The organism is Streptomyces monomycini (assembly GCF_022271435.1).
GTDB lineage: Bacteria > Actinomycetota > Actinomycetes > Streptomycetales > Streptomycetaceae > Streptomyces > Streptomyces monomycini.
Genome location: NZ_JAFIQY010000006.1, coordinates 242,043 through 265,502, shown reverse-complemented (window position 1 = coordinate 265,502; position 23,460 = coordinate 242,043). Strand labels below are relative to the sequence as shown.

21 protein-coding genes and 2 pseudogenes are annotated in these 23,460 nt (G+C 70.1%); 10 read left to right on the top strand and 13 right to left on the bottom strand.

The window, feature by feature from the left end; genetic code table 11:
- Positions 1-14 precede the first annotated feature (14 nt).
- Positions 15-776, top strand: a pseudogene (locus JXZ78_RS10785) (BRO family protein); the annotation flags it as partial.
- Positions 777-941: 165 nt separating this feature from the next.
- Here JXZ78_RS10785 and thiC read toward each other — a convergent pair.
- Complete coding sequence (gene thiC / locus JXZ78_RS10780; protein ID WP_030022917.1) at positions 942-2,732, bottom strand: phosphomethylpyrimidine synthase ThiC; 1,791 nt, start codon at positions 2,730-2,732, stop codon at positions 942-944.
- A gap of 223 nt (positions 2,733-2,955) precedes the next feature.
- Between thiC and JXZ78_RS10775 the strand changes: the two genes are divergently transcribed.
- Positions 2,956-4,548, top strand: a complete 1,593-nt coding sequence (locus tag JXZ78_RS10775; protein ID WP_030022918.1) for a YibE/F family protein — start codon at positions 2,956-2,958, stop codon at positions 4,546-4,548.
- Positions 4,549-4,680: 132 nt separating this feature from the next.
- On the opposite strand, the gene JXZ78_RS10770 is transcribed toward JXZ78_RS10775, so the two are convergent.
- From JXZ78_RS10770 to JXZ78_RS10755, 4 genes are all read right to left on the bottom strand, one after another.
- The gene (locus JXZ78_RS10770) at positions 4,681-5,106 is read right to left on the bottom strand and encodes an SsgA family sporulation/cell division regulator (RefSeq protein WP_030022919.1); all 426 of its coding nucleotides are present in this window, start codon (positions 5,104-5,106) and stop codon (positions 4,681-4,683) included.
- A gap of 104 nt (positions 5,107-5,210) precedes the next feature.
- A complete protein-coding gene (locus JXZ78_RS10765; protein ID WP_030022920.1) occupies positions 5,211-5,981 on the bottom strand; it encodes an IclR family transcriptional regulator in 771 nt (256 codons plus the stop codon).
- A gap of 466 nt (positions 5,982-6,447) precedes the next feature.
- Complete coding sequence (locus tag JXZ78_RS10760) at positions 6,448-6,672, bottom strand: DUF5326 family protein (protein WP_030022921.1); 225 nt, start codon at positions 6,670-6,672, stop codon at positions 6,448-6,450.
- A gap of 170 nt (positions 6,673-6,842) precedes the next feature.
- The gene (locus tag JXZ78_RS10755; RefSeq protein WP_030022922.1) at positions 6,843-7,160 is read right to left on the bottom strand and encodes a cupin domain-containing protein; all 318 of its coding nucleotides are present in this window, start codon (positions 7,158-7,160) and stop codon (positions 6,843-6,845) included.
- A 48-nt stretch (positions 7,161-7,208) separates the two neighbouring features.
- Between JXZ78_RS10755 and JXZ78_RS10750 the strand changes: the two genes are divergently transcribed.
- The 5 genes and pseudogenes from JXZ78_RS10750 to JXZ78_RS10730 all read left to right on the top strand — a co-directional run bounded on the left by JXZ78_RS10750 (position 7,209) and on the right by JXZ78_RS10730 (position 11,417).
- Positions 7,209-7,589 carry a phage holin family protein gene (locus JXZ78_RS10750; RefSeq protein ID WP_030022923.1) on the top strand — a complete coding sequence of 127 codons (381 nt, stop codon included), beginning with the start codon at positions 7,209-7,211 and terminating at the stop codon, positions 7,587-7,589.
- A gap of 96 nt (positions 7,590-7,685) precedes the next feature.
- Positions 7,686-8,183, top strand: a pseudogene (locus JXZ78_RS10745) (low molecular weight protein-tyrosine-phosphatase); the annotation flags it as partial.
- Positions 8,184-8,386: 203 nt separating this feature from the next.
- Positions 8,387-9,520 (top strand): cystathionine gamma-lyase, encoded by a 1,134-nt coding sequence (locus JXZ78_RS10740; protein ID WP_030022925.1) that lies wholly within the window; start codon positions 8,387-8,389, stop codon positions 9,518-9,520.
- A 254-nt stretch (positions 9,521-9,774) separates the two neighbouring features.
- Entirely contained in the window at positions 9,775-10,671 is an 897-nt protein-coding gene (locus JXZ78_RS10735; protein ID WP_030022926.1) for a LysR family transcriptional regulator, read from the top strand.
- Positions 10,672-10,937: 266 nt separating this feature from the next.
- Entirely contained in the window at positions 10,938-11,417 is a 480-nt protein-coding gene (locus JXZ78_RS10730; protein WP_030017109.1) for an NUDIX domain-containing protein, read from the top strand.
- An 81-nt stretch (positions 11,418-11,498) separates the two neighbouring features.
- Here JXZ78_RS10730 and JXZ78_RS10725 read toward each other — a convergent pair whose 3' ends face one another.
- The 3 genes from JXZ78_RS10725 to JXZ78_RS10715 form a co-directional block, all read right to left on the bottom strand.
- Entirely contained in the window at positions 11,499-12,365 is an 867-nt protein-coding gene (locus tag JXZ78_RS10725; protein ID WP_033036951.1) for a pyridoxamine 5'-phosphate oxidase family protein, read from the bottom strand.
- Positions 12,366-12,551: 186 nt separating this feature from the next.
- Entirely contained in the window at positions 12,552-14,261 is a 1,710-nt protein-coding gene (locus tag JXZ78_RS10720; protein ID WP_030017107.1) for a globin domain-containing protein, read from the bottom strand.
- A 462-nt stretch (positions 14,262-14,723) separates the two neighbouring features.
- Complete coding sequence (locus JXZ78_RS10715) at positions 14,724-15,356, bottom strand: HAD family hydrolase (RefSeq protein WP_030017106.1); 633 nt, start codon at positions 15,354-15,356, stop codon at positions 14,724-14,726.
- Between the two features lie 187 nt (positions 15,357-15,543).
- Here JXZ78_RS10715 and JXZ78_RS10710 point away from each other — a divergent pair, with 187 nt between their 5' ends.
- A complete protein-coding gene (locus JXZ78_RS10710; protein ID WP_208870085.1) occupies positions 15,544-15,897 on the top strand; it encodes a hypothetical protein in 354 nt (117 codons plus the stop codon).
- Here the strand turns inward: JXZ78_RS10710 and JXZ78_RS10705 are convergent.
- Both JXZ78_RS10705 and JXZ78_RS10700 read right to left on the bottom strand, forming a co-directional pair.
- Entirely contained in the window at positions 15,890-16,318 is a 429-nt protein-coding gene (locus tag JXZ78_RS10705; RefSeq protein ID WP_030017104.1) for a GlcG/HbpS family heme-binding protein, read from the bottom strand. The genes JXZ78_RS10710 and JXZ78_RS10705 overlap by 8 nt on opposite strands.
- Before the next feature lie 327 nt (positions 16,319-16,645).
- Positions 16,646-17,926, bottom strand: a complete 1,281-nt coding sequence (locus JXZ78_RS10700; protein ID WP_030017102.1) for an MFS transporter — start codon at positions 17,924-17,926, stop codon at positions 16,646-16,648.
- Between the two features lie 373 nt (positions 17,927-18,299).
- Between JXZ78_RS10700 and JXZ78_RS10695 the strand changes: the two genes are divergently transcribed.
- Both JXZ78_RS10695 and JXZ78_RS10690 read left to right on the top strand, forming a co-directional pair.
- Positions 18,300-18,779 (top strand): MarR family winged helix-turn-helix transcriptional regulator, encoded by a 480-nt coding sequence (locus tag JXZ78_RS10695; RefSeq protein ID WP_050501956.1) that lies wholly within the window; start codon positions 18,300-18,302, stop codon positions 18,777-18,779.
- 24 nt (positions 18,780-18,803) lie between these two features.
- On the top strand, positions 18,804-19,256 hold the full coding sequence (locus JXZ78_RS10690; RefSeq protein WP_030017100.1) for a GNAT family N-acetyltransferase: 453 nt from the start codon (positions 18,804-18,806) through the stop codon (positions 19,254-19,256).
- A gap of 106 nt (positions 19,257-19,362) precedes the next feature.
- On the opposite strand, the gene JXZ78_RS10685 is transcribed toward JXZ78_RS10690, so the two are convergent.
- From JXZ78_RS10685 to JXZ78_RS10675, 3 genes are all read right to left on the bottom strand, one after another.
- Positions 19,363-20,130, bottom strand: a complete 768-nt coding sequence (locus JXZ78_RS10685; RefSeq protein WP_033036944.1) for a TetR/AcrR family transcriptional regulator — start codon at positions 20,128-20,130, stop codon at positions 19,363-19,365.
- 557 nt (positions 20,131-20,687) lie between these two features.
- A complete protein-coding gene (locus JXZ78_RS10680; RefSeq protein WP_030017098.1) occupies positions 20,688-21,842 on the bottom strand; it encodes a pyridoxal-phosphate-dependent aminotransferase family protein in 1,155 nt (384 codons plus the stop codon).
- Between the two features lie 113 nt (positions 21,843-21,955).
- Entirely contained in the window at positions 21,956-23,452 is a 1,497-nt protein-coding gene (locus tag JXZ78_RS10675) for a serine hydrolase domain-containing protein (RefSeq protein WP_078623889.1), read from the bottom strand.
- Positions 23,453-23,460: the final 8 nt, after the last annotated feature.

The following is a 23,460-nucleotide window of genomic DNA, read 5'->3' as shown; positions in this document are numbered from 1 at the left end:
GATTCCCCGCAGCCGATGTCTGCCGGGAACTGGGCTACACGACCACCCGTAAGGCGCTCCTGGATCATGTGCCAGAGGAGCGACGAGAGTTTCTCGAGACTGTGACTGGAAGTCACAGTCTCGACGTTCCCGCAGGTCGGGAGTGGCGCCGAGACTTGCAGATGGTGGACCTTCAGGGCTTGATCCTCTTGGTGAACGGCTGCACAAAGCCTTCGTGTCTCCCGTTCAAGCAGTGGGTCTCCGAGGTCATCGTCACGATCCAGCGAGAAGGCTCGTACACCCTGCGAAGCGTCGAGTCGCCGCTCCTGGAAACCGGCGTTCCCAAGGCCTACGCCATGCCCGACCAGGTGGCCGACGCCATCGTCCGCCTGGAGCAGCACAATCTCCGGCTCGACGAGGAGTACGCCGTGCTGCGGCGCGAGGAAATGCGGTTGTTCGGCCGGATCGCCGACTCGCTGGACAGAATCGCGGACAAGTTGGGCGCGGGGGAACAGGTGCAGGACGAACGGCCCGCCTTGACCCCCGACGAACTGCTCGCGGACTGGAAGGGACGGCAGTTGGTCGTCACCGGGGACATCTGGGCCGTAGCGGCCTACCTGGCACCGGCGCTCGTCAACTCAGCCGTCGCCAGTTACCCGTTGCGGGTGATCGCTCAGCGAACCGGGCTCACCGAGCACCGCGTGCACGACTCGCTGCGGATGCTGCTCAAACGGGAGTGCATCCGACAGGTCGGGGTGGGCGCCGACGGGGCGCCGAGGTATACGTTGCCTCACTGATCCGGTCCGACACGTACGGAGCGGGCCCGAAGTCGCAATCGGAACTTGCGGCTTCGGGCCCGTTCGTCGTCGCACGATAGCCAGGTCGTGGTGGTCACGCCAGCCTGTGGACAACGCCCGGGAGAGTTTCCGAGACCGTAACTGGAGGTTACAGTCTCAGAACTCTCACTCCGCGATCGGCAGATACACCCGATTCCCCGCCGCCGCGAACTCCTTCGACTTCTCGGCCATTCCGGCCGCTGCCTCCGCATCCGTCCCCGCGCCGACCGCCAGGTCGCCACCGTGCTCGCGCCGGATGTCCTGTGAGATCTTCATGGAGCAGAACTTCGGTCCGCACATGGAACAGAAGTGCGCCGTCTTCGCCGGCTCCGCCGGCAGCGTCTCGTCGTGGAAGGCGCGGGCCGTGTCCGGGTCGAGGGCCAGGTTGAACTGGTCCTCCCACCGGAACTCGAAGCGCGCGTCGGACAGCGCGTCGTCCCACTCCTGGGCTCCGGGGTGCCCCTTGGCCAGGTCCGCCGCGTGGGCCGCGATCTTGTACGTGATGACGCCGGTCTTCACGTCGTCCCGGTCCGGCAGGCCCAGGTGCTCCTTGGGCGTGACGTAGCAGAGCATCGCCGTACCCCACCAGGCGATCATCGCCGCGCCGATCCCGGAGGTGATGTGGTCGTACGCGGGGGCGATGTCCGTGGTCAGCGGGCCGAGCGTGTAGAACGGGGCCTCTTCGCAGATCTCCTGCTGGAGGTCGATGTTCTCCTTGATCTTGTGCATCGGGACGTGGCCCGGGCCCTCGATCATCGTCTGTACGCCGTGCCGCTTGGCGATCGTGTTCAGCTCGCCGAGCGTCCGCAACTCCGCGAACTGCGCCTCGTCGTTGGCGTCCGCGATGGACCCGGGGCGCAGGCCGTCGCCGAGGGAGTACGTGACGTCGTAGGAGGCGAGGATGTCGCAGAGTTCTTCGAAGTGGGTGTAGAGGAACGATTCCTTGTGGTGTGCGAGGCACCACGCCGCCATGATCGAACCGCCGCGCGAGACGATGCCGGTCTTGCGGCGGGCCGTCAGGGGCACGTACCGCAGCAGGACCCCGGCGTGGACGGTCATGTAGTCCACGCCCTGTTCGGCCTGTTCGACGACCGTGTCCTTGTAGATCTCCCAGGTCAGCTCTTCGGCCTTGCCGTCCACCTTCTCCAGTGCCTGGTAGAGGGGGACGGTGCCGATGGGCACGGGGGAGTTGCGCAGCACCCATTCGCGGGTGGTGTGGATGTTGCGGCCGGTGGACAGGTCCATGACCGTGTCGGCGCCCCAGCGGGTCGCCCAGGTCATCTTCTCCACCTCCTCCTCGATGGAGGACGTGACGGCGGAGTTGCCGATGTTCGCGTTGACCTTCACCAGGAAGTTCTTGCCGATGATCATCGGCTCGATCTCCGGGTGGTTGACGTTGGCGGGCAGGACCGCCCGGCCGGCCGCGATCTCGTCCCGTACGAACTCGGGGGAGACGTTCTCGCGGATCGCCACGTACTCCATCTCCGCCGTGACCTCGCCCCGCCGCGCGTACGCGAGCTGGGTGACCGCGGCGCCGCCCCGGCCACGGCGCGGCTGCCGGGGGCGGCCGGGGAAGACCGCGTCGAGGTTCTTCAGGCCGCCGCGCGGCGAGGTGTGCTTGAGGCCGTCGTCCTCGGGCCGCGGCGGGCGGCCCGCGTACTCCTCGGTGTCCCCGCGGCTGATGATCCAGTTCTCCCGCAGCGGCGCCAGGCCGCGGCGGACGTCCGTTTCGATGTTGGGGTCGGTGTACGGCCCCGACGTGTCGTAGAGCGTCACGTCCTGGCCGTTGGTGAGGTGCACACGACGGACCGGAACCCTGAGGTCGGGCCGCGATCCGGTGAGGTAGCCCTTGTGCCAGCCGATCTCCGTGGCGGAGCCCTGGCCGTTTTCGGGCGTGCGTGCATCCTGCAGAGTCATGAAGACCCACTCCCTACGCCGGCATTACCCGGTAACAGGTTCGGCGGTCGACGCAGCGATGTCCGTGGCGGCGTTCCCGGCTTCGGCCGGACGTTCCGTACGGGGGTCAGCGCCCTCTCAGCCCGGTGCTCCGAGCTCCCGCGATTGCAAAGGTGACACCACGGTAGCGGCCGGTGTGGCGCGGTGAACAGGGGGCCCTGCCAGTTCTTGCGATGATCGGGCGGTGACCAGCAACGAGCCTTCGCACTCCGCGCACGACCACACTTCCGGTGCGTCGCACGGGGCCGGGCCCTTGCCCGAGCCCATGTCCGGGCCCGCGTCCGAGCCCGTGTCGGGGGCCGGGGCCGGGGCCTTGTCCGGAGCCGTGTCCGGGTCCGAGCCCGGGTCCGGAGACGAGGGCGGCAGCCACAGCCACGGGCGCAGCCACGGCCGCGGCTCCGGACATGGCCACGGGCATGGGCACGGACATGGGCACGGGCACGGCCCCGCGGCCCCCGTTTCGCGCCACCTCCGCAAGGTCATCGCGGCGGTGCTCATCCCGTTCGCCGCCGCGGTACTGGCCGGGCTGGTCGTGCTGTGGCCGGGCGGCGCGCCCGGCCACAAGCCGTCCGGCATCGGTTTCGACCAGCCCACCGAGAAGGCGAAGGTGGTGAAGGTCGAGGAGGTGAACTGCGCGGATGTTCACGCCCAGCAGCAACAGCAACCTTCGCAGCAGCAACCACCTTCCTCCGCCGGACCCCAGCAGGCCAAGCACTGCGAGCGGGCGGTCATCGAGGTGACCACCGGGGAAAACGCGGGCCGGCGGTTCGAGTCGATCGTGACGCCCGAGGCCACGCGGCACTACGAAGCCGGCCAGGGGGTCGTGGTCGCGTACGCCCCCAAAGCGCCCAAGGACCTGCAGTATTCGGTCACCGATGTGGACCGCACCTTCCCGATGTGGGTGCTCGCCGCCCTCTTCGCCGCGGCGGTCGTCGTGGTCGGGCGGCTGCGCGGGCTCCTGGCACTGGTCGCGCTGGTCGTGAGCTTCCTGGTGCTGACGCTGTTCATCCTCCCCGCCATCCTCCAGGGCGCGAATCCCCTGGTGGTCGCCATCGTCGGAGGCAGCGCGATCATGCTGGTCGCCCTCTACCTGTGCCACGGGCCGACGGCGCGTACGTCCGTCGCCGTACTGGGCACACTGGTCTCGCTGCTGCTGATCGGCCTGCTCGGTTCCCTCTTCATCGACTGGGCCCTGCTGACCGGCAACACCGACGACCAGACCGGGCTGGTGCACGGCCTCTATCCCGACATCGAGATCCGCGGGCTGCTGCTGGCGGGCATCATCATCGGGTCGCTGGGCGTACTCGACGATGTGACGGTCACCCAGACCGCCGCGGTATGGGAACTGAAGGAGGCCGACCCGTCGGCAGGCCGACGCAAGCTCTACACGTCGGCGATGCGCATCGGCCGCGATCACATCGCATCCGTCGTCAACACGCTCGTACTCGCCTACGCGGGCGCGGCGCTGCCACTGCTGTTGCTGTTCACGATCGCACAGAGCAGTGTCGGTACGGTCGCCACCAGCGAGGTGGTCGCCGAGGAGGTCATCCGCACGCTCGTGGGCAGCATCGGCCTGGTCGCGTCCGTACCGCTCACCACGCTGCTGGCCGCACTGGTGGTCTCCGCGGACCGGGAGACGGGCCTGGCGGCGGGCCGGGGCGCCCGCCGAGGTCCGGGGCGGGGTACGAGGCCGAGCACGGGGCGAAGCGCAGGACGGCGCGCGGGCCGGGGTGCCGGCCGGGGCGCGGGCAGCGGCAGGCGGCGTCGCGCGCGCTGAACCGGCGATCGGACGCGAGTTCCGCCCTGCGCCGGAGGCCGGGCCCGAGTCCTGCCCTGAACCGGCCGGGCACACGGCCCGGGCCGACCGTTCCGGCAGGATTCCGACAGCGGTCCGGCAGCGGCCGCCCGCTCACCCCGCCTTCTGCGCCTCCGAAAGAATGCGGTCCAGTGTCGAGTCGAGCGTGTCGCACACTTCTTCCTCCCCGATCGGTACGAGTCGGTCCGTACGGTCGAGGAAGGCCACCAGCGGCGGGGCTCCGGCCCGGAACACCGCCCGCTCGTCGGCCACCTGAAGACTGATGAAGACATCGCTGAGGTGCTCGGAGGAGGACGGCTCGATGCGTACGTCGCCCTCACCGGACGGCTTGCTCAGCCCGTCCAGCAGCAGCTCCCGACCGAAGGCCCAGGTCACGGGCGTGTCGCCGGGAAGGTCGAAGGTGAAGCTGACCGCATAGGGGTCCGCGCGGTCGAAGTACAGCTCCACCGGGATACGGAAGGCGAGCTCCTCGGACACGAGGAAGCTCATGATCACTTCTGCCTGAACTGTGTCGGTCATCAACCTCTGCCCCGTACTTGGTCGGAGATGGCCAGGAATCGTCCCTCTTGGCCCCATTGACGCCATCGTCTGTCACGTGCGAACGGATCACAAGGAGTGATATTTCAGATACTGATAGAGAAAGCGAGGGTGGTCACCGTTGCCTCCGCCATTCTGCGTAGTCGTTCGGTAACGCAGTATAGGCGCTGAGCGTCGCTCGCGGGAAGGGAAATCGCCACGGTCGCGGCCGCCGAACCCACCTGGATCGGAAGCGCCGAGCATACTGTGCCCAGGGCATATTCCTGTTGTTCATAGGCGACTTGGGCGCGGCGCACCGTGTCCAGGCGGTGCAGCAGGTCGTCCTCGCTCCGCACCGAGTAGGGCGTGAGCGGCTGCACCGGATACCGGGCCAGGTGGTCCTTCCTGGACTGTTCGTCGAGTTGTGCGAGCAAACACTGCCCGATCGCATGTGCGTGCGCGGTGGTACGGAAGTCCACCCACTCCTCCACCGGCGGCCGTTGCGGGTCCTCGGTGACGACCACCACCTCCACCTCCCCCGCGCGGTAGACCGCGAAGTAGACCGCGGCGCCGATCCGTTTGCCGACGGCGGCCAGCGCGTCACCCAGCTCGGCACGGCGGCACCGCTCGGCACCCGCCCTCCCGATGGAGCCGGCGGCCTCTCCGTAGACGAACACTCCGTTCTCGCGCCGCAGGTAGCCCTCGTGCGTCAGGGTCCGCAGCAGGTGGTACGTCGTCGGAAGCGGCAACCCCGCCTCTCTGGCCAGCTGTTTGGCGGGCGCGCCGGCGGAGTGCGCGCCCACCGCCTCCAGCAGGCGCAGTGCCCGCTGCACCGAGCCGATCAACGTGGGGTGCGAGACGGATTCACCGTTCACCATTGCCAACGCCAACCCCCCTGGTCGGGTAGCCGGGGCGGCACGGCCCCGGTGGCGGGAGCCGCTCCCGCTCCGCCCGCGTCTCCCAGGGGCCCTCGTCGACGCCCGGACCGGCCCTGCCTCACTCGTTATTTTCCGGAACGTCACCATCCGGAAGACGCCTGCGAACCGCACTCTAACTTGGCCGCCCCGGGCGGCAGAGGGATTTGGCGAAGGGGGACGGGCGAGGGGATCGGCCATGGATCGGCCATGGATCAGCCAGGGAACGGGCGTAGGGATCGGCCGGGGCGGAGGCGAGGGGCCGTCGGCGCAACAGCGCGCGCCACCTGACCAGAAGAGAAAGCCCCGCTCCCTTGCGGGGCGGGGCGGGGCGAGCGGGACGCGATGAGCGGGGTGGTGCCAACCGTTCGCGATCAGCAGGAAAGGGCACGACCAGCAGGCCGGGCCCGATTCCCGGTGTACCGATGACTCACCAGTCGCTCCGCGACGAGGAGGACGAGGAGCCCTTGAGCCTGCGTGCCAGGTAGACGACACCGGCGATCAACGCCACCGCTATCAGCACCTTGAAGAGCAGGCCGATCAGGAAGCCGACCGCGCTGGCGATCAGGCTGCCGAACACCACCAGGAGGACGACGGGCACCGCGACCCACGTCACCCACCACGGAAGTCCTGCGAACGTCCCCTTGCCGGCCATTGCTCTGCCCTGCTTTCTGCGTCTGCTTCGCGTTTGTCGTCGTCTGTCTACGAGGCCCGCTGCCCTGTTCCCCCTGCACCACCGATGCTAGGGCGACGCGGGACGGAACGGGGGCCGTGCGGCCCCGGCCCTCCCCTGAACCGTCCCCTACGGGTCGAGGGGTGCGCGCCTCAGCTTTCGGGCGGAGAGAAGACCACCATGACCCGCAGGTCCTCGCTGATGTGGTGGAACTTGTGCGGCACCCCGGCGGGGACGTACACCACGCTGCCGCGCGCCACCGAGGTCGTCTCCATACCCACGGTGATCGCCGCCCGGCCGCTCACGACCAGGTACACCTCGTCCTGTTTGTGCGGGAGCTGCGGGTCGGTACTGCCCGCGTCGAGGGCGTAGAGCCCGACCGACATGTTCCGTTCCCGCAGGAACTGCAGATACGCGCCGTCGTTGGCGGCCCGCTCCGCCTCCAGTTCGTCGAGCCTGAAAGCCTTCATGCCGTTGGTGCCCCTCGGAGAGTCCGTATCGTCTGCGACGATCTCACCATGAAGAATTTCGTGGTCAAGACGATCGCCAATGCCGCGGCGCTTGCCGTGGCCATCTGGCTGCTGAAGGACATCACACTGACCGGTGAGAGCACCGGGCGCAAGACACTGACGCTGCTGCTGGTGGCGTTGATCTTCGGCGTGGTGAACTTCGTCGTCAAACCCGTGGTCAAGCTGCTGTCCTTGCCGCTCTTCATTCTCACTCTCGGCCTCATCACGCTCGTGATCAACGCGTTGATGCTGCTGCTCACCTCGTGGCTGGCGGAGAAGTTCGACCTCGCCTTCCACGTCCAGGGCTTCTGGACCGCCGTCCTGGGCGGCGTGATCATCTCGATCGTCTCCTGGGCGATGCACATGGTCCTGCCCGACGACAGGGACTGATCCGTGCGCACTGCGACCTCGCGTCCGGCGTACCCACGGGGCGCCGCCCCGTACCGCGTCTGTTTCGTCTGCACCGGCAACATCTGCCGCTCACCGATGGCCGAGGCCGTCTTCCGGGCCCGCGTCGAGGAGGACGGTCTCGACGGGCTGGTCGTCGTCGACAGCGCCGGTACGGGCGGCTGGCACGAGGGCGACGGGGCCGACCCCCGGACCGTCGCCGTCCTGCGTGCCGCCGGCTACGAGGAGGACCACGTGGCCCGGCAGTTCCAGGCCGCGTGGTTCGCGACGCTCGACCTGGTGATCGCGCTGGACGAAGGTCATCTTCGCGCGCTGCGGCGGCTGGCTCCCACGGCTCAGGACGCGGCCAAGATCCGGCTGCTGCGCTCGTACGACCCCGCGGTGGCGCCCGACGGCGCCGTACGCACGGCCGGAACGGTGTCCTCCGGTGAGGCCCCTATGGGAGCGCGCTCCCACGATCTGGACGTTCCCGACCCGTATTACGGCGGTATGGCAGGGTTCGAGGAGTGCCTGGAGATGGTCGAGGCCGCCAGTGACGGGCTGCTGGCAGCGGTAGGGGCCACCCTCGAAGGGGAGGGGACTCCGGCCGGAGGGCAGCCCACCGACGAGGGGCGGACGCCCACTGAGCCGCTTCGGTCGCCTACTGATCAAGTTCGGCCTTCTACCGAGCAGATTCGGTCGTCTGCTGGGCGGGTCCGGTCGTCTGCTGGGGAGCCGTCTGTCGCGTAGCGGCCCCGACTCCGGCCCGGCCCCGGCCCCTTCACAGAGGAGAACCCCGCATGACAGGTGACAGCACACGGGCCGTACGGGCCGGGCTCCCGGTGCCCGAGGCGTACGAGCCTTCCCTGCCCGGCCCGGTCTTCGCCGCGCACTACCACCTGCCCGGCGACGCCACCGGCCCGTATACGTACGGCCGCGAGTCCAACCCCACCTGGACCCGGCTGGAATCGGCCATCGGCGGCCTGGAGTCCCCGGACGAGCCCGCGCAGACCGTGACCTTCGCCTCCGGGATGGCCGCCATCTCGGCCGTCCTCTTCTCCTGCCTGCGCAGCGGCGACGCGGTCGTCCTCCCGAACGACGGCTACCAGTTGCTGCCCGCCGTCCGCGAGCGCCTGGAGAGCTACGGCATCGAGGTGCGTACGGCTCCCACCCCCGGTGACGCGCAGCTCGACGCGCTCGACGGGGCCCGGCTGCTGTGGATCGAGACACCGTCCAACCCCGGCCTGGACGTCTGCGACATCCGGCGGCTGGCGGAGGCCGCACACGCGCGCGGCGCCCTGGTCGCCGTCGACAACACCCTGGCCACGCCGCTCGGCCAGCGCCCCCTGGACCTCGGCGCCGACTTCTCCGTGGCCAGCGGCACCAAGGCGCTGACCGGCCACGGCGACGTACTCCTCGGATACGTCGCGACCCGCGACGCGGCCCTCGCCGACTCCGTACGGATGTGGCGCAAAACCGTCGGCGCGATTCCCGGCCCCATGGAGGCGTGGCTCGCCCACCGGTCGCTCGCCACGCTCGCCCTGCGCGTGCGCCAGCAGTCCGCCGGGGCGCTCGCGCTCGCGGCGGCGCTGCGGGAGCGGCCCGAGGTGACGGGCCTACGGCATCCCGGGCTGCCGTCCGACCCCGCGCACGAGATCGCCGTACGGCAGATGCGCGACGGCCGTTTCGGCAACGTGGTGTCCTTCACGCTGCCCGACCGCGCCCACGCAGAACGCTTCCTGGCGGCGCTGACGCTGGTGGACGACGCCACCAGCTTCGGCAGCGTGCGGTCGACCGCCGAGCGGCGCGGACGGTGGGGCGGCGACGCGGTGCCGGAAGGTTTCATCCGCTTCTCGGTCGGGGTCGAGGAGCCGGCGGACCTGATCGCGGACGTGACGGCAGCACTGGATACGGCGTGCGAGCGGCCGTCGTAGCGGGAGCAGGTGGCTGAGGGGGCGGCTGAGGCGGCAGCCGGTGTCACCGGTGTCGTACCGACGCCGCTACGCAAAGCGGGCTGGCAGGGTATCCCCCCTCGGCACCCTGCCAGCCCCGGTTCGCATCATTTCGAACCGCGCAGACAAGGCTAGTTGACTGAGCGTCAGTGTCCAATCACGCTGGCGACACAGCCCTATCGACAAATTTATCGTTGGCCGGTCGGCGACTCGGCGGGAGTGGAGGGGAGGTACGGATGGACCTCGCTTTATTACGCACGTTCGTCACGGTGCACCGAGCGGGTTCCTTCACCCGCGCCGCCGCTCTGCTGGGCCTCTCCCAGCCCGCCGTGACCGGACAGATACGCAGCCTGGAGCGGCAGTTGGGGCGCCCGCTCTTCCTCCGTAAGGCCCGCGGCGTGACCCCCACCACCGTCGGCGACGAGCTCGCCCACAAGGTGGCCCCCCACTTGGACGCGCTCACCGAGATCACCGAAGCCGGACTCGACGAGGACTCCGCCGTCCGCACCCTGCACCTCGCCGGTCCCCCGGAGTTCACCTCCCAGCGCGCGTTACCGGCCTTGGCGCCGCTCATAGACCAGGGCCTCTGCGTACGGACCGCCTTCGGCCCCGCAGACGAGCTGCTGTCCGGCCTGGCCGACGGCCACCACGACCTCGCGATCACGACCACCAGGCCGCGCGGAGCCCTGCTCACCGCCACGCCGCTGTGCGACGAGGAGCACGTCCTGATAGCCGGCCCCCGGTGGGCGGACCGGCTCGGCGGCCCCGCGGTCGTCCAGGCGAAGGGCGTGCACGCCCTCGCCCCCGTACCGCTCGTCGAGGTCCACGAAAGCCTCCCGCTGATCTCCCGGTACTGGTCAGCGGTCTTCGAGACGCCGCCCGCGGCCTCCGCGGCCGTCATCGCCTCCGACTTACGGGCGGTACTGGCGTGCGTCATGGCGGGCGCCGGCCTGGCGGTGCTGCCGCGCTACCTGTGCGCGGAGGCGCTGGACAGCGGCGAAGCGGTGGCCCTGCTCGACCCTCCGGTACCGCCGCTGCGCACGTACTTCCTCGTGACCCGGGCCGGGACGCTGGCGCTGCCGCACATCGCCCGGACCCATGAGTGGCTGCTTCGGGCTGCTGCGGACTGGTGAGGCGGGGGTTCGTTCGGACGGGGGGCTGGAGGCGGGGAAGGAGGGGGCGGAAGGGAGTGGGGCGGCGGGGGCGGGGAGGGAGGGGGACTCGGTGGGGCGGCGAGGCAGCGGGAGCCGTGAGGCGGCGGAGCGCTCGGGAGGGGCCGGGGCCAGGAGGTAGCCGGTTGGCCCACGCACCAGAATGTCCGCGTCACCGCTCGCGGCGAGTCCCGGCGGACTGGTGGGACGGTGGTTTCACGGAGCCCCGGCTGCGGCATCTGTCCCGTATGACCGTACGGCCAGTCGTCAAACGCACCGCCCGCGCGATCCTGCTGGACGGTGCCGACATCGTTCTGATCAAGCGCACCAAGCCCGGCCGGGCCCCGTACTGGATCACTCCCGGCGGCGGGGTCGAGCCGGAGGACGCCACGGTCGTGGACGCCCTGCACCGCGAACTCCACGAGGAGCTGGGCGCCAAGATCTCCGACGTCGTCCCGGTCTTCGTCGACACCGTCGAACACATCAGCGAGGGCGGGGTGGACGGGGTGAAGGTGCAGCACTTCTTCGTCTGCCGCCTGGAGTCGATGGACCTCGCGCTGCGGCACGGGCCGGAGGTGGAAGAGCCCTGCGGCCAGTACGAGATCGTCCGGGTGCCGTTCACCCGGGTGGGCATCGCCTCGGCCGAGGTCGTGCCGCTGTCCCTGCGCCACTACCTCGACGGCAACATCGAGGGCGTACGGGCGATGCACGCGCCTGACCTCGGGTGATGTGAAGCGGCCCACCTCGGCGTACGGCGCGACCCGATCTCCCCGCGCGCTCTTCGCCGCCCTCCTGCCCGCGCCCGGGGCCTACCCGAACCAACCCTGAAAGCCGCCTCCTTCGACGGCGGCGGGGGCACGCGACCGGGCGCGAGCGAGCACCTGCTCGACTTCGCGCTCCACCTGCTCTCGGACTTCCTGGGTCGCTTGGGTCGCTTGGGCCTCCCGGACCTCTTGAGCCACCCGGGCACCCTGGGTTTCTTGGGCTCCCTGGGGCCTCGAAGCTCTCGGGGCCTCCCGTACTACCCGGGTCCCCCGAATATCCGGTGTCGGGTGGGAGGAGCTGTCCGCGTGAGAGGCGGGGTCCCCTTCCTCTCGGCGGGCAGCCGCCTCCGCCGCCGCGCCGAAGAAGTCTCCGCCCTTGCGCTTGGCGTCGTCCGTGCCCCAAGCGCGCGAGCCGCTCGCCTGCCGGGGCACCTTTTGCAGGTGCGGGATGTGCTTGGCGCAGTGGATATACGTTTCCTCAACCGCGACCTCCACCCACAACTGGGCCCGTCGGCCGGGCACCGGGTCGGTGGGCAGGTACGGATGCCGCGCCCGCATCTCGTCGTCCATGACCACCCGCGCCCGCCCGTTGACGTGCAGCCCGATGCGGTCGCGCGTGAAGTCGATCATCAGGATGCCCAGATGCGGGTTCTCGGACAGATTCCCGACGGATGCCATGACGCCGTTCCCGCGGTACTCCGGGTACGCGAGCGTCCGCTCGTCCAGTACCTGGAGGAACCCGGGCGGCCCGGCGCGGAACGTGGAGTCGCACTCACCGTGCCGGTCGGCCGTCGCCAGGAAGAACATCTCCTGCCGGCCCACGAACTCCCGCATCCGGGCGTTGAGATGGTCGAGCACCTGGTCGTCGTAGAACCGGTCGGCGCGTTCGGCCGTACCCAGCCGCTGCTGCACCAGGTGCTCGCCGTCGCTGCCCGGACGCGCCTCCCGCACGCCCGTCCCGGTTCGGCCGCCCGGGCCCTCACCCGGCCCCACCAGGCCGTACGCGTCCGGAACCCCGGCCGCGCCGAGTTCGCCGTAAGCCGTCAAACCGTTCCCACCCTGTGCTGCCAAACCGTGATCACCATGTGTCGTCAATGCTCAATCTCCCGCCGCGACCAGCTCTTCCACGGAGTCGTGCCGTATGCGGTCGGAGGGAATGCCGACCCCCACCAATGCGTCCACGCCGTTGCGTATCATTCCGGGCGGCCCGGACAAGTAGGCCTCATATTCCCTCCAGGGTCCGTACTGACGCACCGCGTCGGGGAGTTGGCCGCTGATGCTGTTGGCCGGTCCGGCGGGGCGTCCGGTGGCCACGACCGGGCGTACGGACAGCCAGGGGTGGTTCTGTTCCAGCCGCAGCATGGTGTCGAGGTCGTAGAGGTCGTGGCTGCTGCGAGCACCGTAGAAGACCTCCATCGGACGCCGGTGGCCACGCTCGGCGACGTCCTCGACCAGGGCCTTGATCGGGGCGATGCCCGTACCGCCGCCCAGGCACAACAGCCCGTTGTCAGTGGTGTGGTCCACGGTCATGGAACCGGATGGGGAACCGAGCCGGACGACATCGCCGGGGCGGGCGCGATGGACCATGGCGTTGGACACCCAGCCGGCCGGTACGGCTTTCACGTGAAAGGAGAGCAGGCCGTCGGAGCGGGGCGCCGCGGCGAAGGAGTAGTGCCGCCAAATGCGCGGCCACCAGGGGGTTTCCACACTGGCGTACTGACCGGCCAGAAAGGGGTAGGGCTGGTCGGGCCGGACGGTGACGACAGCGATGTCGGGTGTACGCAGCTCGTGCGAGACGACCTCGGCCTGCCACCAGGCGGGGGCCACCGCCTCGTCCGCGGCGGCAGCGTCGATCATGATCTGCGAAATGGTGGTGTACGCCCGCACCCACGCGGCTTCGGCCTCCGGGTTCCAGGTGCCGGGGGCGTACCGGGCGAGGGCGTTCAGCAGGCATTCGCCGACGGCGGGGTAGTGCTCGGCCAGCGTGCCGTACTTACGGTGCCCGCGCCCGAGGTGTGAGAGGTATGCGGTGATGTAGTCCGTGTCGTCGACGTTCTTGACGGAGGTGAGCAACGCCTTGAACAGCCGGTCACGTTGGGCGTCCATCGCAGCCGGAAAGAGCGCACGCAGGTCGGGGTGGTGCACGAAGAGCAACGCGTAGAAGTATGAGGTGACCTTGTCCGCCACGGGCTCGATCTCGTCCAGAGTCCGCCGGATGAGCATCGCTTCGCCGGAGTCGGCAGCGGCCGGACGAGCGGCGGTGGACGCGGCGCCGACTGGGCCTGCCGTAGAGGCAGCCTCACGCGCGGGGACAAAAGCCTCATCCGCCCGCCCGGAAGAACCGACCCCGGCCCCGTCCCCGGGTACGGGCCCGGGCCCGTACCCGGCCGAAGCCCCATTCCGTACGCCCTCGTGCGCCGAGCTCCCCGCGCCCCGCTCTTCGGGTGCCCGCTCGCGCTCCGCCGCCGTGCCCACCGGCCTTATCGAGCTGACCGGCCGCCCGGGTGCCCGCTCCTGGCCGTAACCGTCATCCGGTACGCCGTGCCTGTCCTGGCCGTGGCTGCCCTGGCCGTGGCTGTCATGGGCGCGACTGTCGTGAACGTGACTGCCCTGGGGGCGACCGTAACCATTCTCTGCGGCCTGCTCGCCCTCGTGCTCGTGCCCGTACTCGCCTTCGTACTCGTGCGGACCGCCCGTCGGCTCCTGCTGACCTTCGGAGGACTTCTTCGACGGAGTGAACCATCCCCAATCGCCACTGCTGCCGCCAGAAGAGCCGTTATCGGCTGTCGTGGTGGTCGGAGCGTCCATGGTCTGCCTCGCCTCGAACGTCTTTCGATCGTCTTCGCACTTCCGCAGTTCGGAATGTGCCCGCAATTCCTCGCACCGCTTCGGAATACCTAATCGATCAGAGCTGCCCCGGCAACACCCTCCGTAGCGGATACACTTCGCGTTCGTCCGGTACCGCGCGGACTCCTTCTCCGCAGCGTGCCACCCGGCCCCGGCGCACCGGACAAACAACGGGAAGTCCGGGCGCGGCGGACCGCTCTGCCCGTAAACTGGCAGGCTTCATGTACCGCACCGCCGCACGGTCACAGGCCGCCGGAAGCAGTCGCCCCGCTCAACCGGACTAGACCATACCCGCAGTACTTGAATCCACAACCCCTGTACCGGAGGCACTTACTCCGGGCCCGTCGATTTCCGCGTTCCGCCCCATAGGACACGATTCAGCGGGCCGACAAGAAGTACCGATCGTTCGCAGGCAGCCGGGAATTACCCGTCGGCCCGCACGAGTTCGTACGCCTCGCGCAGGTCACGGCCGTCGTATGCGTATGAGGCCAGGTCGCTGACATGGTGGTCCGCATTCACCGCCACGGAAGCGGGAACGGCCGCGAACAGGGCGGTGTCGGACATGGAATCGCCGTACGCCACACAGTCGGACCGGCGCAGACCGAACTTGGCGCACAGTTCATCCATAATGCTCACCTTTGCAGACGCGGAAAGTATCCCGTCCGGTTCCACCGGTTCGCGAATAGGCAGCGCGGGCCAGCGTGAGCCGTGTGCGGCATCCGCTCCCCAGACCGTCAGCCGCTCGACGAAGAACCCCGGTGACAAGGAGATCACCGCGCACCGCTCACCCCGCGCCCGGATGTCGGCCCACACCTCTTGGATGCCGGCCAGCCACGGCGCGCCCTCGAAAGCCGCCGTCACCAGTTCATCGGTCAGCTCACCCCACAGCTCGCACGCCAGCTCCGCGAAGCGCAGCGGCGTGAGCTCGCCGGCGATGAACGCCCGCTCCAGCTCGGCGATCTCCCGGTCCAGTCCGAGTTGCCGGGATATCTCGACGGCGGCCGCCGAGCCGTAGAGCAGCGTGCCGTCCATGTCGAACAGATGCAGTCTCCCCATACCTGCGAGCGTAGAGGTGGGGAAGCCGTGGCGTCCCGTGCGTAACACCGGCCCCTCGGCTCTCACGGAGCCCCAGGCACAGACGCTCACCGACCATTCCCCTGGCGCCACTGCTACTCAACCGCGCATACGACCGGATACTCCCACCGTCAGATGCCGCGCTGCCCGCCGGACGCGACCGTGGATCATGAAGCAGCTCAGTCGGCCTGTGCGCCGCGTCGTCAAGTTCTGGTTGACCGTGGCGACCGTACTGCTGACGGCCTTCTCCCTGCGCCCGGGCATCGACCGGCTGGCGGCCGATGCCGTGGCCGGCCCGCCGGACACCGGACACCGGACACCGGACACCGGACACCGGACACCGGACACCGGGCTGAGCATGGTGCCCGCGCCCTCCGTCGCGACGGCCACGCACCTCTTCATCGCCGCCATCTCCGTACTCAAGCTCTGGGGCCTCACCCGACGCGGCGGCCGACTGCGCGCTGCGCAGTCGGCCGAGGTCCGCGAACGGGCGCGTAAGCGCCCGAGTGGTGTCGTCAGTTGAGGCCCGCCGCCTCGATGGCGGCACGGGCGATGCGGTCGTCCTGCTCCGGCGCACCGCCGCCGACGCCGATCGCGCCGATCAGGCGGCCGTCCCGATGGACCGGTACGCCACCGGCGATGAACAGCAGCGGGCGGTCGAGCGCGGTGGGCAGCGTGTGGAAGAGGCCGTCGGGCCGTACGGCGTCGACGAGGTCGGCGGTCGGCGCGTCCAGCTGCAACGCGGTGTACGCCTTGCGGGTGCTGGTCTCGCCCGAGATCAGCACGGCGGTGTCGTCGCGCCGGAAGCCGAGCAGGTGACCGCCCGCGTCCAGGACGCTGACACTGCCCTTGACCCCGAGGTCGGCGGCGGCGGCGCGGGCGGCTTCCATCAGGGCGTCCGCGTCGGGGGTGGTGAGCGGGCGGACGGACGGGGTGGTGCTCATGAGGGGCGCTCCTGTGTGTGAGTGCGTACGGGTAAGTACGGGTGTGCGTGGGTTGTGCGGATTCCTATGGGCAGGTACTAGGCGTGCTCGGGTGGTGCTTGGAGCGCACGGACGGGTGGGCCGGCCGGGTGCGGTCGTCTGTGAACGGGGGATGAGTCGGGGCCTGGGTAGGTCCTCCGCTCCGAGGCGGGGCTCGGCTCCGGTACGGGACCCGGCCCCTTCAATGGGCTACAGAACCGGCCCGAGGAATCCGGCCGCCTGACCGCGTACGGTCACCGCCGCCTCTCCCTCAGCGCTGCCGACCGTCACCTCGGACCTGGCCCCGGCTTAGATCCCGGCTCCGGATCCGGCCCCGGCTCCCGAAGCGACAACCTGACCGCTGCGCTCATCTGCGCCGCTGCGCTCGTCCGCGTCACTGCGCTCGTCCGCGCCGCTGCGCGCTCCGCGACCGCCCCCCAGGCTGCCGCCCCGCCGCTCCAACGCTCCCGCGAGGACCGCGACGCCCAGTGCCAGGACGGTCATCCCCACTCCGACCCAGTTCGGCGCGGTCAGCCCGAGCCCCGCCGCGATGACGATCCCGCCGAGCCAGGAGGCGAGCGCGTTGCCGAAGTTGAAGGCCGCGATGTTGCCGACCGAGGCGAGGGTGGGGGCGGTCGCCGCCTGATCCATGATCCGCTTCTGCAGCGGTGGCACGGTCGCGAAACCGAAGGCGCCGATGAGAGCGATGGTGACGGTCGCGGCGGCCTTGTCGTGGGCGGCGAAGCTGAACGCGGCCAGCGAGAGCGCGAGCCCGACCAGTGACACGTACAGCATCGGCATCATGTGGCGGTCGGTGAACCGTCCCGAGACGAGGTTGCCGCCGACCATTCCCAGGCCGAAGACGGCCGTGAGCCAGACGACGGACGACGGGGCAAAACCGGCGACCTCGGTCATCATCGAGGCGAGGTAGGTGACGGCCGCGAAGACACCGCCGAAGCCGAGGACCGTCATCAGCATCGCCAGCCCGACCTGGGGGTTGCGGAAGACGGCGATCTCCTGGCCCATCGGGGCTGCCGCCTTCACGGCCTGTGCCGGGACCAGCCTGGCGACGCCGAGGAAACCGAGTACGCCCAGGACCGCGATGGCGACGAAGGTGGCGCGCCAGTTGATCTGCTGGGCGAGCAGGGTGCCGAACGGTACGCCCACGACGTTGGCGACGGTCAGTCCGGCGAACATCATCGAGATGGCGCCGGCCCGCTTGTGCGGCGCGACGAGATCGGCGGCCACCAGCGAGCCGATGCCGAAGAACGCGCCGTGCGCAAAGGACGAAACGATCCGCCCGGCCAGCATGACCGCGAACACGGGCGCCACGGCAGTGAGCAGGTTGCCCACCACAAACAGCCCCATCAGCAGCATCAGCATCTGCTTACGGGTCATCCGGGTGCCGAGGGCGGTCGTCAGCGGAGCGCCGACGACGACGCCGAGCGCGTACAGAGTGGTCGCGTACCCGGCCGTCGGGATGGAGACGCCGAAGCCCGCGGCCACGTCGGGCAGCAGCCCCATAACCGCGAACTCGGTCATCCCGATCCCGAAGGCGCCGATGGTGAGCGCCAGGAGAGCGAGCGGCATGACGGATCCCTTCGAACGATTGCATGAAGCTTTAACGAGCGCCGACAATAATTGCAGACGCCGTTTATTTGCAAGCGCGGGCTATTTCGATGGTGTCCTATCCTGGGTCGTACGACCTGTAAGGAGGTCCTCGATGACGCAGCAGACCCGGCGGGCGGCGCGGCAGAGCCCGCGGCGGACGGGACAGGGCGGGCAGCACGGCCACCAGGAACCTGCGGTGGACGAGCGCATGGACTCGCCGACGGCTCCGGCCCCGACTTCGGCCACGAGTGCGTCGGCGGACACGTCACCGAACAGGCCTGCCGACGCGACCGCACCCACGGACGCGGCCGCGAGTGACCGCTCGACCGCGTCCGTGCCCCCGGCCACAGACGTGGACGCGCCCGGCCAGGGCTGCCCGGCCGGCTCCGGCTCCGCACCGGCCCTCGCCCAGGGCTGGTGCGCCCTCTCCGCCCTGCACGGCCGCATCGAGTCGCACATCGAGCGCGCGTTGCAGGCCCGGCACGACCTGAGCGTCCGGGAGTTCTCCGTACTGAACGTGCTCAACGAGCAGCACGACGGCCCGGGCGGCCATCTGCGGATGCACCAGGTCGCGGACTCGGTCGTGCTCAGCCAGAGCGCCACCACCCGTCTGGTCACCCGCCTCGAAGAGCGCCACCTGCTCTCCCGGTACCTGTGCCCCGACGACCGGCGCGGCATCTACACCAACGTCACCGACGAAGGACGTCAGCTGCTCGAAGAGGCCCGTCCGACGCACGACACGGCGCTGCGCGAAGCACTCCAGGACGCCGCAAAACGCCCCGAGCTGGCCCCCCTAGTGACCGCGGTGGAAACCCTCGCCACGCCTGCTTGAGCAGGGGTGCGTAGGGTCCCGCTCATGAGCGACATCGAGATCCGCCCAGCGACCGAGGACGACATTCCGGCCATCGTCGCCATGCTGGCCGACGACGCGCTGGGCGCCACCCGCGAGAGTCCGGACGACCTGACCCCGTACCGCGCGGCGTACGCGCTGCTGGCCGCCGACCCCAACCAGCACCTGGTCGTCGCCGTACGCGGCGACCGGCCGGTGGGGACACTCCAACTCACGGTGATACCCGGGCTTTCACGTCGCGGCAGCAGCCGTTCGACCATCGAGGCGGTACGCGTCCACGCGGACGAGCGGGGCAGCGGCCTGGGCACCCGGCTGATCCAGTGGGCGGTCGCCGAATCCCGCGCCCTTGGCTGCCGGCTGGTGCAGCTCACCTCCGACGCGACGCGCGTCGACGCCCACCGCTTCTACGAACACCTCGGCTTCGAGGCCTCCCACCTGGGCTTCAAGCTCCAGCTCTGACCTCGCGCGCCCTGCCACGACGCGCGCTCTCCGCCGTTCCGTCGCGTTTCCGTCCGACTCGGTCCCGTCCCGGGGCGCCCGCGTCACCGCCGTACCGGGTGCCCCCTCAGCCGCGGGGCCGGCCCCCTTCGCGAGTACGCACCGGCGTCCGCACCCTGGCCCGGTGCGCCTTCTGCCGACAGGCTCCGCCACAGAACCGCGCCGGCCGGCCTGTACGCGCGAGAGGAACAGGGTCCCCACACACCTCGCACGGAGTTTCGTTACGGTTCTGCACCTGGCGGGGCAGTTTCGTCACGCCCTTCCCCGCCCGCAGTCCGTCGCACATCAAGGACGTCATCCGCCCCTGCGGTGCCCCCGACGTGACCTGCCGACGCTCCATCGAAAGGCACCCGACCAGCAGCGCCAGGACGTCTTCGAGACCGACGTCCTTCCGTACGCCGCCCGCCTCTTGGGCCCGTACGAGCAAGACTCCCAGGGCCTCGGTGAAGTCCCGCTCGGCATGCGGCGAAGGCTGGTAACCACCCTCGCCGGCCGCCTCCAGCGCGTCACACAGCGCCTTGTTGCGGGACGCCACCCGGATCACCGAAGCGATGAACCGGAAAAAGACGGCTACGGGGTCCGTGGCGTCCGCCAAGTCCCGAGCGGTGTCCGCGAAAAGCCGCGCCCTGTCGGCGACTGATGCCCTGAACAGCGCGTCTTTGGAAGGGAAATGACGGTAGACGGTTCCGGCGCCGACACCGGCACGCCGCGCGATCTCACCCAGCGGTACGCCCAACCCCTGCTCCTCGAAAGCAGTTCGGGCTGCCCGCAACACCAGTTCCTTGTTGCGCCGCGCGTCCGCCCGCGCAGGGGCAGACGCCCCGTCCGCCACCATCCACCCTCCTGAGAACCGTCGCCTCCCGAGTCGAGCATTCTGCACGCTCAACCGGGTCCTTCGTTCCGATTTTACGGGGGCCTGAAACCAAGATCATCACCCGGCTCGCCGTACAGGACTCCAGCGCAGAGAAACGGGGGAGAGGCCGGAAAGGGGCCGGGGCCCAAGCCAGGGCCGAAGCCGGGCAAGGGCCGAGACCGAGACCGAGGCTGGGACGGCGCGGATCTTCGCCACTCAGCCTTTCTCCGGCTCCCCCACCCCGCCACCGGAGCGCGCCCAAAAGGAGGAAACCCCCTACGGCCGCACCGCCACGGAGGCGACACACGCAGCCAACACCCGACCACTCGTTCAAGCCGTCACCCCCGACCACCAACTCAGCGCGCTCATAGGGGCATTGACGTCTCAGCCACACCCCCGGCCAACCAGCCCCCGCCCCCGCCCCCGGTTTCACGTGAAACAGCCGCCCACCCAACAAAAAAATCTGGGGTGCCGTTTCACGTGAAACGGCACCCCAGATATCCCGCGTCAAATACGCCGCGCGATAAGCGCTCGTTGCCTCAGCCGGCGACGACCTCGTCCCATGCCGCACCCGCCGCCGCGGCGGCCCCGTCGCCGTCCACCGTGACGCCGAGCACCCGCAGGCCCGCCGCCAACGCCGCGAGGGATGCCAGCACCACGCCCCGCTCTGCCGCCTGCCCGTAGTGATTCACCCGGATCATCTCCTTGGCCAGCGCTCCTGCCGCGGCCTGGACGGGCACGGCGACCGTGCCGTCCGCGGCATCCAGCGCGGCCGAGACGATCTCACGTGCGTCCAGGTCCGCAGGCGCGCGCAAGGTCGTGGCAGCCGGGGCCGCGTCCTCGTCCCGCACCACGTACGGGGACAGTGCGCCGAGTACCCGCACACCTGCCCGTACCGCCGCCGCAGCCGCCCGGTGACGGGTGATGACGGCGTCGAGGCCCTCCGCATCGACACGGTCCACGGCCTGCTCCAGAGCGAGCATCTCCAGCTGCGCCGGAGCGTGCGGCAGCGCGGTACGTCCGCCGTCGATCCACCGCTCCTTCCAGTCCAGCAGCGAGAGGTACGAGCGACGGGGAGCCTGATCGTTGGCCGCGATGCGCTCCCAGGCCCGGGCACTCACCGAGGCCGCCGAAACGCCTGCCGGGCCTCCCAGCGCCTTCTGCCCGCCGATCACGCACAGGTCGACGCCCCACTCGTCGGTGAGCAGCGGTTCCGCTCCCACCGAGGCCACGGCGTCGAGCATGAGCAGCGCGCCGTGCGCCCGCACGACGGCACCGATCTCGGCGACCGGGTTGGTGTTGCCGGTCGCCGCCTCGGCGTGCACCAGGCTCACGAAGTCGATGGCGGGGTGCTCACGCAGCGCCTCCGCCACCTGCTCCGGGCGTACGGCTTCCGTGAACGGCGCGCTGATCGTGACGACCTCGGCGCCACAGGACCGCAGCCAGCCGCCGAAGGTCTCACCGTAGGGGCCGGTCACGATGTTGAGTGCCGTGGTGCCGGGGCCCACGGCGGAGCGGATGCACGCCTCCAGCGGCAGCAGCGCCTCACCCTGCATGGCCACGACGTCGGCCCGGGTACGCATCAGCGCCGCGACCTTGTCCTCGATCCGCGCGAAGTGTCCGGCGGTGAGCGGCGGCAGATCGAGCAGGTCCGGAACGTCGGAGGTCGTGTTCACGGCGGTCGCGTCAGTCACGGTGGCCTTCCAGCGGTAGCGGGCCGCGGTGCGGCGGCTCCTGATATGTGGCTCGACTGTACGTCCGGGGCAGTCACCCCCGCCGTACGGGCTCGGCTCCCGTCCCGCCGTCGTCAGCGGGCGCGCCAGCCCTCCTCGTCGACTCCGCCCGGCACCGGGCCCGCGGGCTCGTACGGGCCCCGTGTGAAGACGAAGGTGCCCACGTCCAGGTGGCTGACCGAGCCGTCCTCGGTACGGACGACACGCAGCCGCTCACCGGTGAAGTATCCGTCCAGCCCGGTCCAGGTGCCGTCGGCCTCCGCACGGAACCGCGAAGCACGGCCCCCCGGGCCCGACAGGAGCGAGATCTCCAGCGCCCGGGCGGTCCGCAACCGCAGAACGTACGGGTGCGCGCCCCAGTACCACGGCCCGGTGAGGGCCAGCAGGTCCTCGTCCAGCGGTCCGGCCATCGGGCTCCACGGCTCCGGGATACGCGGCTCCCGGTCCGCGACGATTCCGGCCAGGTCGGCGGCGATGGCGCTGATGGCCGGCCCCGACGTGCAGTTCGCCAGCACGACGCCGGCGACGTCCTCGGAAATGTCGATCATCAGGGACGCCAGGAAGCCGGGCATGGATCCGCCATGGCCGAACAGCAGGCGTCCGTTCCACCGGAAGAGCTGAAGCCCGAGCCCGAAGCCTCCGTCCCACGCCGCGCCCTCGGGCGGTACGGCCGGGGCCCGCATCTCGGCCAGGGTGGCGGCGCTGAGCACCCGGTCGTCACCACGGAGCAGGAACGCCGCCCAGCGCACCAGGTCTTCGGCCGTGGACCAGAGCTGTCCGGCCGGGCTCATCAGACCGGTGTCCTGAGCGGGCTCCGGCAGCAGTACGTCCGCCCACGGATGCACCGCCCACCCGTCGGCACACGGAGCCTGCGGTAGGAGCGTCGTACGGCTCATACCCAGCGGCTCCAGTACCTCCCGACGCAGCACCTCTCCCCAGGCCTGCCCACCGCGCAGGCGCTCGATCAGGGAGCCCAGCAGGGCGTAACCCGGGTTGGAGTAGTGGAACCGCCGTCCGGCGGGCAGGCGCCGCGGGTCGCCCTCGAAAAGGTCGCCGGGCTCCGGCCTCAGTGATCCGGGCGTCCGCTCCCACCAGGGCCCACGGGATTCGGCCGCCAGCCCCGAGCTGTGCGAGAGGAGCTGGGCGACCGTCACGTCCGGAGCCGCGCTGCCCGGCACATGCTTGCCGAGCGGATCATCCAGTGTGAGCAGGCCTTCGTCACGCAACCGCAGTACCAGTACCGCGACGAACGTCTTGGTGATCGAACCGATCCGGTACTGGACATCCACCCCGCCGGCCGCGCCATCGCCGCTACCGCTATGCCTGCCACTGCCCGTGCCACTGGCACTGCCACTGCGAGACGCGGCCCATGCCACCTTCCCGCCCCGCATCACCGCGCCCGTCAGCGACGGTGCACGCCCCTCGGCCTGGCCGACCGCCAGCCGTCGCCACAACGCCCGCCTCGTCTCGGGCAGCAACACTGCGAACTCTTCCGCCTCGTGCTCCCCCGCACCGTCCAGCTCCTCGCGGGAGGCCACTTCCTGACGCGCGTCGGACGGTTCCCTGCTCATGGCGCTCC